Origin of the sequence: Neptuniibacter sp. SY11_33, assembly GCF_047778025.1 — a bacterium.
Classification (GTDB): domain Bacteria; phylum Pseudomonadota; class Gammaproteobacteria; order Pseudomonadales; family Balneatricaceae; genus Neptuniibacter.
In genome coordinates, this window is record NZ_CP180543.1 from 421,956 (window position 1) to 437,013 (window position 15,058).

Sequence of the window (15,058 nt, forward strand, 5' to 3'; positions counted from 1 at the left end):
CGTACTCAAATGAGTTTTTAAATCTTCTGGAAGAGCTTATTTGAGTACTGGCAAGACAGAAGGCATGAAAGTTATCTGCGAACTGCCCCGCCAAATTATTTAAAGGAAAATTATTGTGTTTCAAGTAGCTACTAAAACATTCCAGTTTGGTGGTCAGGAAGTAACTATCGAAACTGGCCGCGTTGCGCGTCAGGCGACAGGTTCTGTCCTGGTTAAAATGGGTGGTAACGAAGTACTTTGTACAGTTGTTGGCGCTAAAGAAGCAAAAGAAGGTCAAGGTTTCTTCCCTCTTTCTGTTCACTACCAAGAGAAATACTACGCTGTAGGCCGTATCCCTGGTGGTTTCTTTAAGCGTGAAGCTCGTCCATCTGAAAAAGAGACGCTTACTTCTCGTCTGATCGACCGTCCAATTCGTCCACTGTTCCCTAAGGGTTACATGAACGAAGTTCAGGTTGTTTGTACAGTAATGTCTGCTGACAAAGTAAACGATCCAGATATCGCAGCGATGATCGGTACGTCTGCTGCACTAGCTATTTCTGGTATCCCATTCCAAGGCCCGATCGGTGCTGCACGTGTTGGCTTCACTGAAGAAGATGGTTACATCTTAAACCCATCTTATGAGCAGCTAGCTACGTCTGAGCTAGACATGGTTGTAGCAGGTACATCTGATGCGGTTCTTATGGTTGAATCTGAAGCGCAAGAGCTTTCAGAAGACGAAATGCTTGGTGCGGTTCTATTCGCTCATCAGGAAATGCAGGCAGTTGTTAACGCTGTAAACGAACTTAAAGCTGAAGCAGGTAAAGAAGCTTGGGTTTGGACTGCACCTGAAAAAGATCAAGATCTAATCGCTAAAGTACGTGCTGAAGTAGGCGAAGGCATCACAGCTGCTTACCAAGTTGCTGATAAAATGCAGCGTCAGAATGCACTGGCTGAGCTTCGCGCTCAAGCGGTAGAAAATCTAGCGGGCGAAGAAGAAGGTCAGCCTTCTGCAGGTGATGTATCTGGTATCGTTAGCTCTTTGGAAAAAGAGATCGTTCGTGGTCGTATCGTTGCGGGTGAGCCTCGTATCGATGGCCGTGATAATAAAACCGTTCGTGGTATCGATGTTCAGATCGACGTACTACAAGGTACTCACGGTTCTGCACTATTCACTCGTGGTGAAACTCAGTCTATCGCGACTTGTACACTAGGTACTGCACGTGATCAGCAGATCATCGATGCGATCGAAGGTGAGCGTAAAGATCCATTCATGTTGCACTACAACTTCCCTCCATACTCTGTAGGTGAATGTGGTCGTATGATGGGTGCTGGTCGTCGTGAAATTGGTCACGGTCGTCTAGCACGTCGTGGTGTTGCTGCAGTTCTTCCAACTCAAGAAGAGTTCCCATACACAATCCGTATCGTATCTGAGATCACTGAATCTAACGGTTCTAGCTCCATGGCATCTGTATGTGGCGCGTCTCTATCTATGATGGATGCAGGTGTTCCTCTTAAAGCACCAGTTGCGGGTATCGCAATGGGTCTTGTTAAAGAAGAGAACGGTTTTGCTGTCCTAACTGATATCTTGGGTGACGAAGATCACCTAGGTGACATGGACTTTAAAGTTGCGGGTACTGAAACTGGTATCACTGCGCTTCAGATGGATATCAAGATCACTGGTATCACTGAAGAGATCATGGACATCGCGCTTGAGCAAGCATACGAAGCACGTGTTCACATTCTGAAAGAGATGGCTAAAGTTATCGGTTACGCTCGTCCAGAGCTTCCAGATAATGCTCCTGCGTTGACTCAGTTGAAGATCAACCCAGAGAAAATCCGTGACGTTATCGGTAAAGGTGGTGCAACAATCCGTGCACTAACTGAAGAAACTGGCGCATCTATCGACATCGAAGACGATGGTACAGTTCGCGTATACGCTGCAGACAAAGCAGCGGCTAAAGCGGCTACTGATAAGATTATCGAAATCACTGCTGAAGCAGAGATCGGTCAGGTTTACGAAGGTAAGGTTGTACGTATCGAAGACTTCGGTGCATTCGTTAACATCCTACCGGGTAAAGATGGTCTAGTTCACATTTCTCAGATCGACAACAAGCGTGTTGAGAAAGTAACTGACTACATCCAGATGGATCAGATGGTTAAGGTTAAAGTACTGGACGTAGACCAGCGTGGCCGTATTAAACTATCTATGAAAGACCTGCTTGCTGATGATGCAGTAAGCTAAGTTTCTTTAAGTAGCTAGTGGCGAAAGTGCTTCGCTACTAGTGGCTAAAGATTGAAAAAAAACCGCCGATTTCTCGGCGGTTTTTTTGTGGCTGAGATAAACCCTAATCGGTAAATGACCGTAGAAATTAAGTACTTTGTGACCAAAGCGCAGTAGCTGTGGGAACTTTCTGACAAGCGCTATAACAAAGATATACAGGTCTATTGCTAGCTTTTTAAATTGGAGGATATCTGAATGAGTGAACAACGCGCAGTACTAGCTGGTGGATGTTTCTGGGGTATGCAGGACCTAATTCGTAAATTACCGGGCGTTATAGCGACTCGTGTAGGCTATACCGGTGGTGATGTCTTTAACGCTACATACCGAAATCATGGTACGCATGCTGAGGGTATTGAGATCCTATTTAATTCAGAATTGATTTCGTACCGAACCTTATTAGAGTTTTTCTTCCAGATTCATGACCCTACCACGCCTAATAGGCAGGGTAATGACCGCGGTACATCCTACCGCTCTGCGATCTACTTTTTGGATGATGAGCAAAAGCTAACGGCGTTAGATACAATCGCTGATGTTGAAGCCAGCGGCTTGTGGCCAGGTAAGGTGGTAACTGAAGTCGAAGCTGCTAGTGATTTTTGGGTGGCAGAACCGGAGCATCAGGATTATCTTGAGCGCTATCCTGGTGGATATACCTGCCACTTTCCACGTCCTGACTGGGTGTTGCCTAAGCGCTCTTAAGAGTTAGGACTGTTGGTTCTTAGATAATTAAAAACCGCCAAAATGGCGGTTTTAATTATTGTTCGATTTTTATGCCTTCTAGCTGCAATCGAGCTTTTATGCGTTCATTTATCAAGGGTAGTAACGTTCGTCCAATATCCTGACCTGCAACCATACTCGCTTGCATAATAGCGGGAGTTTCTTTGATTAGCTTCTTGCCAGCATTGCTGTCGTAAAATTTAATGATTGCTTCCAGTTCTTGTTTGTTAAAGCGGGGGGCGTAAGCAGCATACATCAGTTCAGCTATGGTGCTGTCATTTAGAAACTTGTCCAAAACAATCTGTTGAATTTCGTCTGCGATGATTGGATAAGCGCGAGCTTCTAAATTAGGCTGTGTATGTCGAATAGCCGGAAGCATTTGGCTAACCATTGCTTTAGAGAGTAAAGCGGCTGAGTCTTTGCTTGATTGCCCTGTTTGTTCTAATAAGCGGTCGATAAGTAGTCTCTTGCTATCACTAATGTCAGCAGCTAGGCAAATGGAGGGTAGGCAAACAAGAGCAATAGATACAATTAGATTTTTCATCTATCCATCCTTAAGTTAAATCTTACTTAATTGGTTTTTATCTTCTCGACACCCAGCTTTCTTGTGAAGCCTCTATTAATTTGGACTCTGCGCCTATGCTATAAGTCGCATTTCCGTTCACAACAGGCATTCCAGGATCTCGAGTCAGCCTTAAAAAGAGACTTTGGCCTGTTTGTGTATCTACTTGGATTTTAGCTATAGGCCCATCCTGAATTCCCAAGAAGTAAGATTTTACTTCGACTAGGTTGGTGCCGGAGGAAACGAGCCTTTCAATGCTCGCTCCCCCTGAATTTAGTTTTCCGACATATTGATCATTTATAAATGCTCGTAGCTCTGTGGCAATACCAAATATGTCGTCCGCTGGGCGGTAAATAACTAGTTTTGTAGAATTTTCTGTAGACAAGTTAGGGTCCTGTTTAACTATGGCTGGTGATGACATGCAACCAGTTAGAAATAGGACCGCTGCTAATAATAAGGTTTTTAATTTCATAAATATTTCTCACATCATGGGGGAGTGTGAGGAGAGCGATGTTCTAGAGCGATTATTCCCTAAAATAGATGAGCTTTCCTTACTCTTGATGCCGAATATAACTTATATATAAGTGGGAATGCTATTGATTGTGGTGATGGTTAAGCCAGTATTTGGCTCCCGAGCAAAACAAAAAACGAACTAATGGAGTTTTTATTACACCAGTATCTAATGATTATATATTCAACGGGAATCGTCTGTGGGTATACCCTTAGATCTCAGCTTGATGGAGAGAAGGGCGTTAGGTTGATACCTTCAATAGCAGTTTTGTATTCTCACGAAGACTTCTTTTTTTATTTTTGATTTAATGAGATCAATTTTGAAATTTTAGATACCTTTGGAAAGCATTCATGAGTTACGAGCTAACTGGAAAAATTAAACTGATCCAAGATCCGCAAACGTTCAATAGTGGCTTCACGAAACGTGAAATGGTCGTGACCGTTGACGACGGTAAATACCCTCAAGAGATCAACTTAGAGTTTGTTCAAGATAAGGTTAGTCTGCTTGAATCGTTGCAGATTGGACAGGAAGTTACAGTAAGCTTTGATATTCGTGGTCGAGAGTATAACGGTCGTTATTACAACAACCTTGTGGGCTGGAAGATTCAGTCAGCGTCATCTCCAGAAGCCTCTGAACAAGAGTACTTTAACTCTAATGCGGCGCCCGCACCTCAGCCTGCTGACTTTGACGACGATATTCCGTTCTAAATAAGCAGCTTTAAGTGGCCTACAGATCGATAAAGAAACGAATGAGGTGATAGTGTTAGCTGTTGCCTAATGCTTTTTCTAGCTACTTTTTTAAAAGAAACAAAAAAGCCCCGAATCATCGGGGCTTTTTATTGCTGACGTTATCTAGTGATTAGATACGTGCAGCTGGGATAGCTTGTGGCGCAACGCTTAGGTCTTCGCTTGGTGGAGCGAAAGACGTTAGGTTGATACCTTCAACAGCTGCTTTGTACTCTTCCAACGTTGGGAAACGACCCAAGATAGTAGAAAGAACAACCATTGGAGTAGAACCTAGTAGAGATTCACCTTTCTTCTCAGCAGAGTCTTCTACAACACGGCCTTGGAAAAGACGAGTAGAAGTTGCTAGTACAGTGTCACCAGCTTCCGCTTTCTCTTGGTTACCCATGCATAGGTTACAGCCTGGGCGTTCTAGGTACAGGATGTTCTCGTACTTAGTACGTGCTTCTTCTTTCGGATGCTCATCATCGAAAGTAAAGCCAGCGTATTTAGATAGAATATCCCAATCGCCTTCAGCTTTTAGCTCGTCAACGATGTTGTACGTTGGCGGAGCAACAACTAGAGGTGCATTGAACGTGATAGGGCCGTTCTTCTCTAGGTTGCGTAGCATTGCTGCGATGATCTGCATGTCGCCCTTGTGAACCATACAAGAACCAACGAAGCCTAGGTTAACTTCACGGCCTTCGTAGAAAGAAGTCGGACGGATAACATCGTGAGTGTAACGCTTAGAAACGTCGTCGTTGTTAACGTCTGGGTCAGCAATCATTGGCTCGTCGATCTGATCTAGATCTACAACTAGCTCAGCGAAGTACTTAGCGTTGTCATCAGGAGCAAGCGCTGGTTCTTCACCAGACTTGATGCCAGCAATACGCTTGTCAGCTAGGTCGATAAGACCTTGTAGCATGCCCGCTTCGTTTTCCATACCTTTGTCGATCATGATCTGGATACGAGACTTAGCAAGCTCTAGAGACTGAATTAGCGTTTCGTCAGTAGAGATACAGATAGAAGCTTTCGCTTTCATTTCTGCAGTCCAGTCAGTGAACGTGAACGCTTGGTCAGCTAATAGTGTACCGATCTGTACTTCGATTACGCGACCTTGGAAAACGTTTTCGCCAGCGAACTTCTTAAGCATTTGCTGTTGAGTCGCGTGTACGATGTCACGGAAGTCCATGTGAGGCTTCATAGCACCTTTGAAGGTAACTTTTACTGACTCTGGAATTGGCATTGCTGATTCACCAGTCGCCAATGCAATCGCAACAGTACCGGAGTCAGCACCGAATGCTACACCCTTAGACATACGCGTGTGAGAGTCACCACCAATGATGATTGCACGGTCATCAACAGTGATGTCGTTCAATACTTTGTGGATTACGTCAGTCATTGAGTGGTAAACGCCTTTCGGGTCACGTGCAGTGATTACACCGAATGCGTTCATGAATGCCATTAGCTTAGGCGTGTTAGCCTTAGCTTTGTTGTCCCATACAGATGCAGTGTGACAGCCAGATTGGAAAGCACCGTCAACGCTTGTAGAGATAGTAGAAGCAGCCATCGCTTCAAGTTCCTGACAAGTCATAGGACCAGTAGTGTCCTGAGAACCTACGATGTTCACTTTAACGCGAACGTCAGAACCAGTGTGTAGAGGAGTCTTAGAAGTTACACCTACAGCATTGCGGTTGAAGATTTTTTCAACAGCAGTTAGGCCTTGGCCTTCGTGAGAGATCTCTTTAGATTGTGCGTAAACAGCTGGAGCTTCAACGCCTAGAGTTTCAGCAGCGAACGTTTGTAGTTTCTTACCGAAAGTTACCGCGTAAGAACCGCCTGCTTTCATGAATTCCACTTTCTGTGGAGTGAAAGAGTCGGATACGTCTGCTAGCTCTTCGTTACCGTTGTAAAGCTTCTTAGCTTTAGTGTCGATTGTTAGCACTGTACCAGTAGCAACAGAGTATGCTTCTTCTAGTACTGGATCGCCGTTTGCGTCACGAACAACTTCGCCGTTTGCATCAGTCTTCTTAACCCAGTTTTTAAGGTCAAGACCAATACCACCGGTTACACCAACTGTAGTTAGGAAGATAGGTGCGATACCGTTAGTACCTGCAACTACTGGACGGTTGTTGATGAATGGAATGTATGGAGAAGTTTTCTCACCAGCCCATAGTGCAACGTTGTTAACACCAGACATACGAGAAGAACCAACACCCATGGTGCCTTTTTCAGCGATTAGCATCACTTTAGCATCAGGGTTTTGCTTAACCATGTCAGCGATTTCTTGCTGAGCTTCTGGAGAGATCATGCACTTACCGTGCAATTCACGGTCCGCACGTGAGTGAGATTGGTTACCAGGAGAAAGAAGGTCAGTAGAGATGTCACCTTCTGCAGCAATATAAGTGATAACTTTGATTGTCTCTGGGATCTCGTCAAGCTTAGTGAAGAACTCTGCTTTAGAGTAACTTTCTAGGATCTCTTTAGCGATCGCGTTGCCCGCTTTGAAAGCGTCCGCTAGACGAGCAGTATCAGCGTCGTATAGGAATACTTGAGACTTAAGAACTTCGCCAGCTGCAGCAGCTTGTGCGTCGTCAGAAAGTGCGATGTCTAGTAGTGCTTCTACAGAAGGACCACCTTTCATGTGAGACAGTTGCTCAAGAGCGAACTCTGGAGAGATCTCAGCAACAGTTTCTTTACCTAGAGCGATGTCTTTTAGGAAAGCCGCTTTAACACCAGCTGCTGGAGTAGTACCAGGTAGCGTGTTATAGATGAAGAAGTTTAGAGAAGCTTCGCGCTCTGCATTACCAGTGTCTTTGATCTGGGCAATGATTTCGGATAGCAATTCAGCGCTATCGATTGGTTTTGGGTTTAGACCCAGGTCCTTTTTACGAACCTCAATTTCTTCTAGGTAGTCAGAATAGTAGCTCATGGCGTCCAACGTCTCACTTAAATCTAGTTATGATTTGTGCGCAGATTATAAAAAAAAACAGGCAATCAGCTCAATCAAAACTATTTAAATGAGGCTAATAGTCGCTATAAATTTAAAAAATAGTACTTAAATCAAGGCTTTTAAAGAGGGTATACATTGGTTGTAGGTATCTATTTTTATTATAAAAAATGGCAGTTTTTGCCTTTGTTGAAAATAATAATCATTCAAATCTGATCTTAATTGTTTTTTTAATTGATAATAATAATCATTTTATAGGACGTGGCTTAATTAGGATTTGTCTATATGCCTGTTTTTGGTGCAAAGCCTGCCAGTCCTTGGTTTCGTTTGTAGAGGGATCAATTGGATACTCAAACCGTATTAACCTGTTCTGCTTCCATATACGCAGTTTGATTACAGCTTTCATTATCTAAATTAGCCAAACAGCAGTTTGGTTAATTATCCGTTTTTTCTCAGGGAAGGATTTCTTTAGGGAAGTTTTTATCCACTGTTGAAACCAAATTAACTAAGGATGATTTTTAGTTTCTATATTACAGCAGTTGATGTGTTAAGCGCCTCTAGTTTTCTTAGTACACCATCAATCTATATTCTAAAAATCGCTTCCTAATTGATTTCATAATCCAATTCCAAGTTCTACTTTGAGTGCAGTGAACTAGATTCAAATACCTTCTGAACTGTTCAAAAAACACCCGTTTTTACTAGCAAATAGTCTTAGATTGTATGTAATTTATGTAATTTAGTGCCTGTATTACTTGCTTTGAGTCGGTTATTGTCTAATATTGTCGACAATCTTAATGAAGTAATAAATTGTATTGCAGAAAATATCGGAAACGACGGCCGATAAAATCTCGGATGTTCTGCAATAGCGGTTCGTGTGACGCCTGAAATATAACCAACAAGGATATCGAGCAGTTCCAGCAGTGAACGGGGCTCTTAAAAATAAAGGTTATAGCTTTAGCCGCGTCCTATCTGCGTGAGGTATAAAAAATGACAAGCCCGACCCATTTCGATCCATCTAGCTCTGTTAGAACACTCTCAGGTACAGAGCACAGCTACCATAGTCTTCCTGATACCGCAGAACAGTTCGGTATCGACCTTGATGCATTACCTTTTTCACTTCGTCCTATCTTGGAAGGCATTGCTCGAAATGTTGGCCAAAACGGTGTAACCGCTGAGCAGGTTCAGGCGCTTGGAAGTTGGACCGAGCACCAAGGTACAAAGCCGATCGAAATTCCTTTCACCGCGGGTCGTGTCATCATGCACGATTTGAGTGGTACGCCAGCGATTGTTGATTTTGCAGCGATGCGTTCAGCGGTTCAGCGTATGGGCTTGAATCCGGCAATTATTGAACCTTTAGTACGTGCAGATCTTGTTATCGACCATACGGTAACAATGGACAATACGGGCAGCCCGGCTTCACTAAAAATCAATGGTGAACTAGAAGCGGAACGCAACAAAGAGCGTTATGCGTTCTTGAAATGGGGTGCGCAGGCATTCGAAACGATCCGAATCATTCCACCACAAACAGGTATTGTGCATCAGGTTAACCTAGAGTATCTGGCTCAGGGCTACCTAGATATTAACGGATTGATGGCGCCGGATACGCTAATTGGTATGGATAGTCACACCCCAATGGCGAATGCGTTGGGTATTGTTGGCTGGGGTGTAGGTGGTATTGAAGCCGGTGCTTCTATGCTAGGCCAACCTATGCAGATGTTAGCACCTGAAGTAGTCGGCGTTGAACTAACAGGTGCACTACGTGAAGGTGTTACTGCTACAGACCTAGTACTAACTATCACCGAAATGCTGCGTAAATACCCAGCGGGTGTGGTGGGTAAGTTTGTTGAGTACGTAGGTGAAGGCTGTGCCAACCTTTCTCTGCCGGATCGTGCAACGATTGCAAACATGTCGCCAGAATATGGCGCAACCATGGGCTTCTTCCCGTTTGATGAAGTTTCTGCTGAGTATATGAGAGCAACAGGCAGGGATGGTGATCTACCGCTCGAATACTACAAAGCACAAAATATGGCTTGGAAACCAGGTCAGGTATTGCCGCGTTATACCGATCTTCTGAAGCTTGATCTGTCTACCGTTGAACCGTCTGTAGCTGGGCCGAAACGACCTCAAGATAGATTACCGCTAGCTGAGATTGGTAAGGTCTTCCAAAAAGCAGCTGCTGAAGGGGATCGTAATCCTGAAGTTGTTAAAGTAACGCCGATGAAAGCGGACGAAGCGGGTATTTTTGCACCACTGCCTGAGCGTGAGTTAAAAGACGGCGATATTGTGATTGCTGCGATTACTGCCTGCACTAACACCTCTAACCCGGGTCTATTGATTGCAGCAGGTCTAGTCGCTAAGAAAGCTAACGAACTCGGTATGAAAGTACCTGATGGCGTTAAAACGTCTTTGGCTCCGGGGTCACCGGTTGCTACCGACTTCCTAACCAAAGCTGGACTACAGCAGCATCTGGATGCGCTGGGCTTTAATACGGCTGGTTACGGCTGTACTACCTGTGTGGGTAACTCCGGTCCTCTAGCACCAAGCATCGAAGAAGCGCTGCAGAACCACGATATTATTGCTGCGTCTGTTTTATCGGGTAACCGTAACTTTGAAGGTCGTGTGCATCCAGATGTTGATACCAACTTCCTAATGTCTCCTCCGCTGGTGGTTGCAATGGCGATGGCTGGCAATGTGAATATTGATGTTACCAAGCAGCCAATTAGTCAGGATGCTAATGGTAATGATGTTTACCTTAAAGATATCTGGCCGAGCAATGCTGAAATCAGCCAGACCATGCTTGAATGCATGGATCCGAAAGCGTTCCGTGAAACTTACGAAAACTCTTTAGATGGCCCTGTTACATGGCAGAATCTAGAATCTCCAACGGGTCCTGTGTATGACTGGGCTGCAGATTCTACGTATATCCAAGAGATCTCTTTCTTCGATGGTTTCTCACTGGAAACACCTGAAGATGCACTAAACAATATTTCGGGTGCACGTATGTTGGTGATGTGTGATGACAACACAACCACCGATCATATTTCCCCAGTAAGCCGAATTCGTCCAGATTCACCGCCAGGTGAATACCTAAGCTCACAAGGTGTTGCAGACGAGGATATGACATCCTTGGGGGCACGTCGTGGTAACCACCATGTCATGCTGCGTAGTATTTTCGGCAACGTAAAAGCTCGAAACTTGCTGCTGCCTGGTACTACTGGTGCAGTAACAAACTATTACTCTTCTAATACTGCTCCAGCGCAGATGTCTATCTACGATGCGGCTGAGCGCTACCGTTCTGAAGGCACATCTACTGTTGTATTCGGTGGCAAGCTTTATGGTACAGGCTCATCACGAGACTGGGCTGCAAAAGGTCCCGCACTGCTGGGTGTTAAAGCGATTATCGCTGAAAGCTTTGAGCGTATTCACAAATCCAATTTGGTGGGCATGGGTGTATTACCGCTGCAGCTACCGGAAGGTGTGACACGTGCATCACTAAATCTGGATGGAACAGAAACCTTCGACCTGAGTGGTATCGATACTCTGGAACCACGCGGCACAGTAGGCTTGACTATAAACCGCGCGGACGGTTCATCACAGCAGTTGGAGCTGACCTCTCGTGTTGATACTTCTTCTGAGCTGGATCAAATTCGTCACAAAGGCATCTTGCCGATGGTATTACGCGATATCATCGCTGCAAACGCATAACATCAACGTTCCTTTCTTGGAATTAAAAACCGCCGTTAATCGGCGGTTTTTTTATGTCTGAGAATAAATCGACATTAGTTTTATCCAAGTTTTATGTGGATAAGTACGTTAATAGGTTGAGAGTGGATGGCTGTATGCCAATGAATACAGGGGGTATGGAGATTTGCTCACAATCTAACAATTTGATTGAAAAAGGTGGGCTGAAAGCTTATTCACAGGTAAATAGTCGCTTTAAACCACAATTTATCTAGTGGTATTAATGCCAAGGCGTAATGGTTTTCTGGTGTGTATTTATTATCATTACTTGTATAGCGGCCTGCGCTTGCGCATTAAGGTAAATAGATAAGGCAGGGGATGTCTTGGGGCTGTGACTGACTTATCTTATTTATAGAGCGATGTGCAGTATGGCTGGTTTCGAGTGGAATCAGGGTTTAAGTGTAGGTGTGGAAGAAATTGATAATGACCATAAGCGGTTGTTGGCAATTATTTCTGACCTCGCTAACGCCATTGAAGAAAATCATGAAAAAGAGATCATTGGCCAAGTTTTCACGAAGTTGGAAGAGTATGTCTCTTTGCACTTTCAGCGAGAAGAAGCGCTGATTGCTCGCTGTGGTTATCCCGACTTGGATGAGCACATTCAAGGTCATCAATCCTTCATCAATAAAATCCCAGAACTCAAAGAGCAATTGTTACATGCTGATTCTGTTGAAGTTGCACGGGATGTTTATCTATTTCTCGTTGATTGGCTACTGAATCATATTGCTGTTGATGATATGTCTTATCATCAATGTTTGAGTGATAAAGGCGCGACCGACTCTACCAATAAGCCACAGCGATTTTTTTCTAAAATCGGACGATTTATCAGTGCGAGATTACCCTTAGGAAAAAGAATTCTCTTAACGGCATTTATACCGGCATTAGGGATGCTGTTATTAAGTCTGGTATTGCTAAGTAGCAGTATCAGCCGTTACCAAACAATGGAGCAGCTGTCCCAGCTTACGGCGATTGCCCATGAAGTAAATACTTTAAGTCATAGCTTACAAGCTGAGCGGGGTTTGACTACAGGGTTGATAGCGTCGCAATACCAAGTCTTTTCCCCCGATATAACCAAAACGCGCTTGCAAACAGATCTGGCGATTACAGGTTTTCTAGATCGAGCAAGGAAACTATCTGAGAATGATCTCTCTCCGCAAATACAGAGCTTGTTAATCGATGCTTCAAACTGGCTGAAAGTTATCGACCAGCAAAGGGCAAAGGTTGATAATCAGGAACTGTCCATTATTGAAATGCAGCACTATTACACCGCGTTAATTGATTACCTTTTGAAAATACCAGCAGCGTTTACCTTTATGGGGTTAGATGCTGAGTTGGAATCACATCTATCTAGCTTTACCTCAGTAGTGAATTTGAAAGAGGTCGCTGGTCAGGAACGCGCTTTAGGTACGCTGATTCTGGCAGATGATCGCATGAACCAATCTGAACTGCATAAGTTGATCTCGTTGATGGGGCAACAGCAAGGTTTGATTCAATACTTTAATCAGGTGGCGAGTATCAGCCAACAGAAGGCTTATCAAAGGATGCAATCTAGCGAAAGCTTTCAACAAGTAGAGAGCCTGGAACTGCAGCTTTATCGGGTTTTGCAGACCAAAAACCGAGAAGAGATACAATTAACGGAAGCGCTTTGGTTCTCTGCGTTGTCTGAAAAAATCGATCTACTTAAAGCGTTAGCAGATAAGTTAGTGATGGATATCACTGAGTTAGCTGATCAGAATGCTGCCGACGCACGGCTCAAATTGTACTTAACTTCGTTTATTTTGTTGTTAATAACAGGCCTGACGTTGCTCGCCTGCTGGATGTTGAATATCAGTGTAATCTCGCCGGTTGCGATGTTGAATCGGGCGATGGTGCGTTTATCGAAAGGTGATCAAAGTTTTGTCTTTACCGATCGGTTTGCTGACGATGAGTTAGGGCGCACGATTAAAGCCTATGAGAGTTGCCGCCGTAGTCTTTTACAGGCAGATATTAGGAACAAGGTTCATCAACAACGGCAGTTAATGGACCTTAAGCATAAGACGATTGAGCATGAGCGCTATCGTCGCTTAGCTTCAACCGATTCGCTGACAGGCGCGGTTAATCGCCGCAAATTTAATAAGTTGGCTGAACATGAATTAGGACGTGTGCAACGTTATCGCAGACCGCTGTCGTTGCTAATGCTTGATATCGATTACTTCAAAAGGGTGAATGATACCTACGGTCATGCGGCTGGAGATGAGGTTTTAAAAGTCTTTTATCAGGCCTGTGTAGATACGGCACGTAAGACCGATATTGTCGCTCGTTTGGGGGGCGAAGAGTTTGCCATTCTGATGCCAGAGACCGATTTAAATGCCGCGCGAAAAGTTGCTGAACGTATTCGTCATAATGTTGAACTGCTCTCAATTGAGGTAGAAGAACATAATATTGCGGTGACTGTCAGTATTGGTATCTCTAGTTGGGAACAAGGAAGGTTTAAGCAAGTTAATCAAATGCTTAGTGCGGCAGATGAAGCTTTGTATATGGCAAAAGGGCAAGGGCGAAATCAGGTCGTACTTTGCTCTGATATTTAATGTCAGAGGTTTGCCCCGCTATTGAACAATAACGGGGCGGCTTATGTGTCTATCGTTTTCCTGGCGTTTGATAACTCTTACCTTTTAACGAATTTCAGAGTCATACGGTCACTTTCTCCGATTGCTTGGTAATGCGCTTTATTAACTTCTTTTAAACGATAGCTCGGTGGTAGGGACCAGACACCAGCCTTATGATCTTTGGAATCTTTAGGATTGGCGTTGATCTCAGACGTCTCAACGAGTTCAAATCCTAAACCTTCAATAAATGAAATTAGATAAGCTTCTGGAACATAGCCATTTTCAGCGCTTTCTTTGTAATCACTGCCTTCTTTAGCACGGTGTTGAACTACGCCAAGAGTTCCGCCCTTTTTCAGTACGCGATGAAAGGCAGGGTAGGCCTCTTCTATGCCCCCAAATCGTATCCAATTATGGGTATTTCTGAACGTAACCACCATATCTTGAGAGTTATCCGGAACCTTAGCTAAATAGGTATCACCTTTCTTAAACACTACTACATCGGCTTTACCATAAACTGATGGATTGGCTTGTAGCTTCGTCACGAGTTTGTTGTGTAAGCCTTGTAAAAAGTTGTTTGGGTGATCGGCGCCGAAGCTAGCTAAGGTGAGATGACCATTGTCATGTAACATTGGCGCAAGGATCTCTGTGTACCAGCCGCCACCAGGTAATATTTCAAGGACAGTCATATCGGGTTTGATGCCGAAAAAAGAGAGTGTCTCTACAGGGTGGCGATAAACATCACGCGCTATATTCATTTCGCTGCGGTGTTCCGCAGCAACGGCTTGTTTTATAAATTCACTAGAGGCATGCACAGTATTAATGCTGGCGATGCAGAATATAAACAGTGACATTTTAATGAATTTCATCGTATTCAACCTTCTATGTGTTTATGGCTGGATTGAGTCTGTTATATCCCAATGTGCCGAATAATGGTTTTATCCTCAAGTCGTATCGGTAATAACTTATCCCAATAATCTGTGGATAAGTTCGTTGATAGTCTGAGTGCTACTTGC

Annotated in this window: 9 protein-coding genes; 5 read left to right on the forward strand and 4 right to left on the reverse strand. The window is 44.1% G+C overall.

All coding sequences use genetic code 11. From position 1 onward, the window contains the following. Positions 1-115 precede the first annotated feature (115 nt). Positions 116-2,221: a polyribonucleotide nucleotidyltransferase gene (gene pnp, locus ACMXYV_RS01925; protein WP_415890110.1), complete on the forward strand. Its 2,106-nt coding sequence runs from the start codon at positions 116-118 to the stop codon at positions 2,219-2,221. 234 nt (positions 2,222-2,455) lie between these two features. Next, positions 2,456-2,956, forward strand: coding sequence for a peptide-methionine (S)-S-oxide reductase MsrA (msrA, locus tag ACMXYV_RS01930; protein WP_415890111.1), 501 nt, complete (start codon positions 2,456-2,458; stop codon positions 2,954-2,956). 55 nt (positions 2,957-3,011) lie between these two features. Here msrA and ACMXYV_RS01935 read toward each other — a convergent pair whose 3' ends face one another. Both ACMXYV_RS01935 and ACMXYV_RS01940 read right to left on the reverse strand, forming a co-directional pair. After that, a complete protein-coding gene (locus tag ACMXYV_RS01935) occupies positions 3,012-3,518 on the reverse strand; it encodes a DUF2059 domain-containing protein (protein WP_415890112.1) in 507 nt (168 codons plus the stop codon). A gap of 37 nt (positions 3,519-3,555) precedes the next feature. Further along, on the reverse strand, positions 3,556-4,008 hold the full coding sequence (locus ACMXYV_RS01940) for a hypothetical protein (protein ID WP_415890113.1): 453 nt from the start codon (positions 4,006-4,008) through the stop codon (positions 3,556-3,558). A 389-nt stretch (positions 4,009-4,397) separates the two neighbouring features. Between ACMXYV_RS01940 and ACMXYV_RS01945 the strand changes: the two genes are divergently transcribed. Further along, a complete protein-coding gene (locus ACMXYV_RS01945) occupies positions 4,398-4,754 on the forward strand; it encodes a DUF3127 domain-containing protein (RefSeq protein WP_415890114.1) in 357 nt (118 codons plus the stop codon). Positions 4,755-4,905: 151 nt separating this feature from the next. Here ACMXYV_RS01945 and ACMXYV_RS01950 read toward each other — a convergent pair whose 3' ends face one another. Next, the gene (locus ACMXYV_RS01950; protein ID WP_415890115.1) at positions 4,906-7,701 is read right to left on the reverse strand and encodes a bifunctional aconitate hydratase 2/2-methylisocitrate dehydratase; all 2,796 of its coding nucleotides are present in this window, start codon (positions 7,699-7,701) and stop codon (positions 4,906-4,908) included. Between the two features lie 1,005 nt (positions 7,702-8,706). Between ACMXYV_RS01950 and acnA the strand changes: the two genes are divergently transcribed. Together acnA and ACMXYV_RS01960 are read left to right on the forward strand one after the other, a co-directional pair. Then, positions 8,707-11,424, forward strand: coding sequence for an aconitate hydratase AcnA (gene acnA / locus ACMXYV_RS01955; protein ID WP_415890116.1), 2,718 nt, complete (start codon positions 8,707-8,709; stop codon positions 11,422-11,424). A gap of 404 nt (positions 11,425-11,828) precedes the next feature. After that, positions 11,829-14,027: a bacteriohemerythrin gene (locus tag ACMXYV_RS01960; protein ID WP_415890117.1), complete on the forward strand. Its 2,199-nt coding sequence runs from the start codon at positions 11,829-11,831 to the stop codon at positions 14,025-14,027. 77 nt (positions 14,028-14,104) lie between these two features. On the opposite strand, the gene ACMXYV_RS01965 is transcribed toward ACMXYV_RS01960, so the two are convergent. Continuing rightward, positions 14,105-14,911, reverse strand: a complete 807-nt coding sequence (locus tag ACMXYV_RS01965) for a class I SAM-dependent methyltransferase (RefSeq protein WP_415890118.1) — start codon at positions 14,909-14,911, stop codon at positions 14,105-14,107. Positions 14,912-15,058 lie beyond the last annotated feature (147 nt).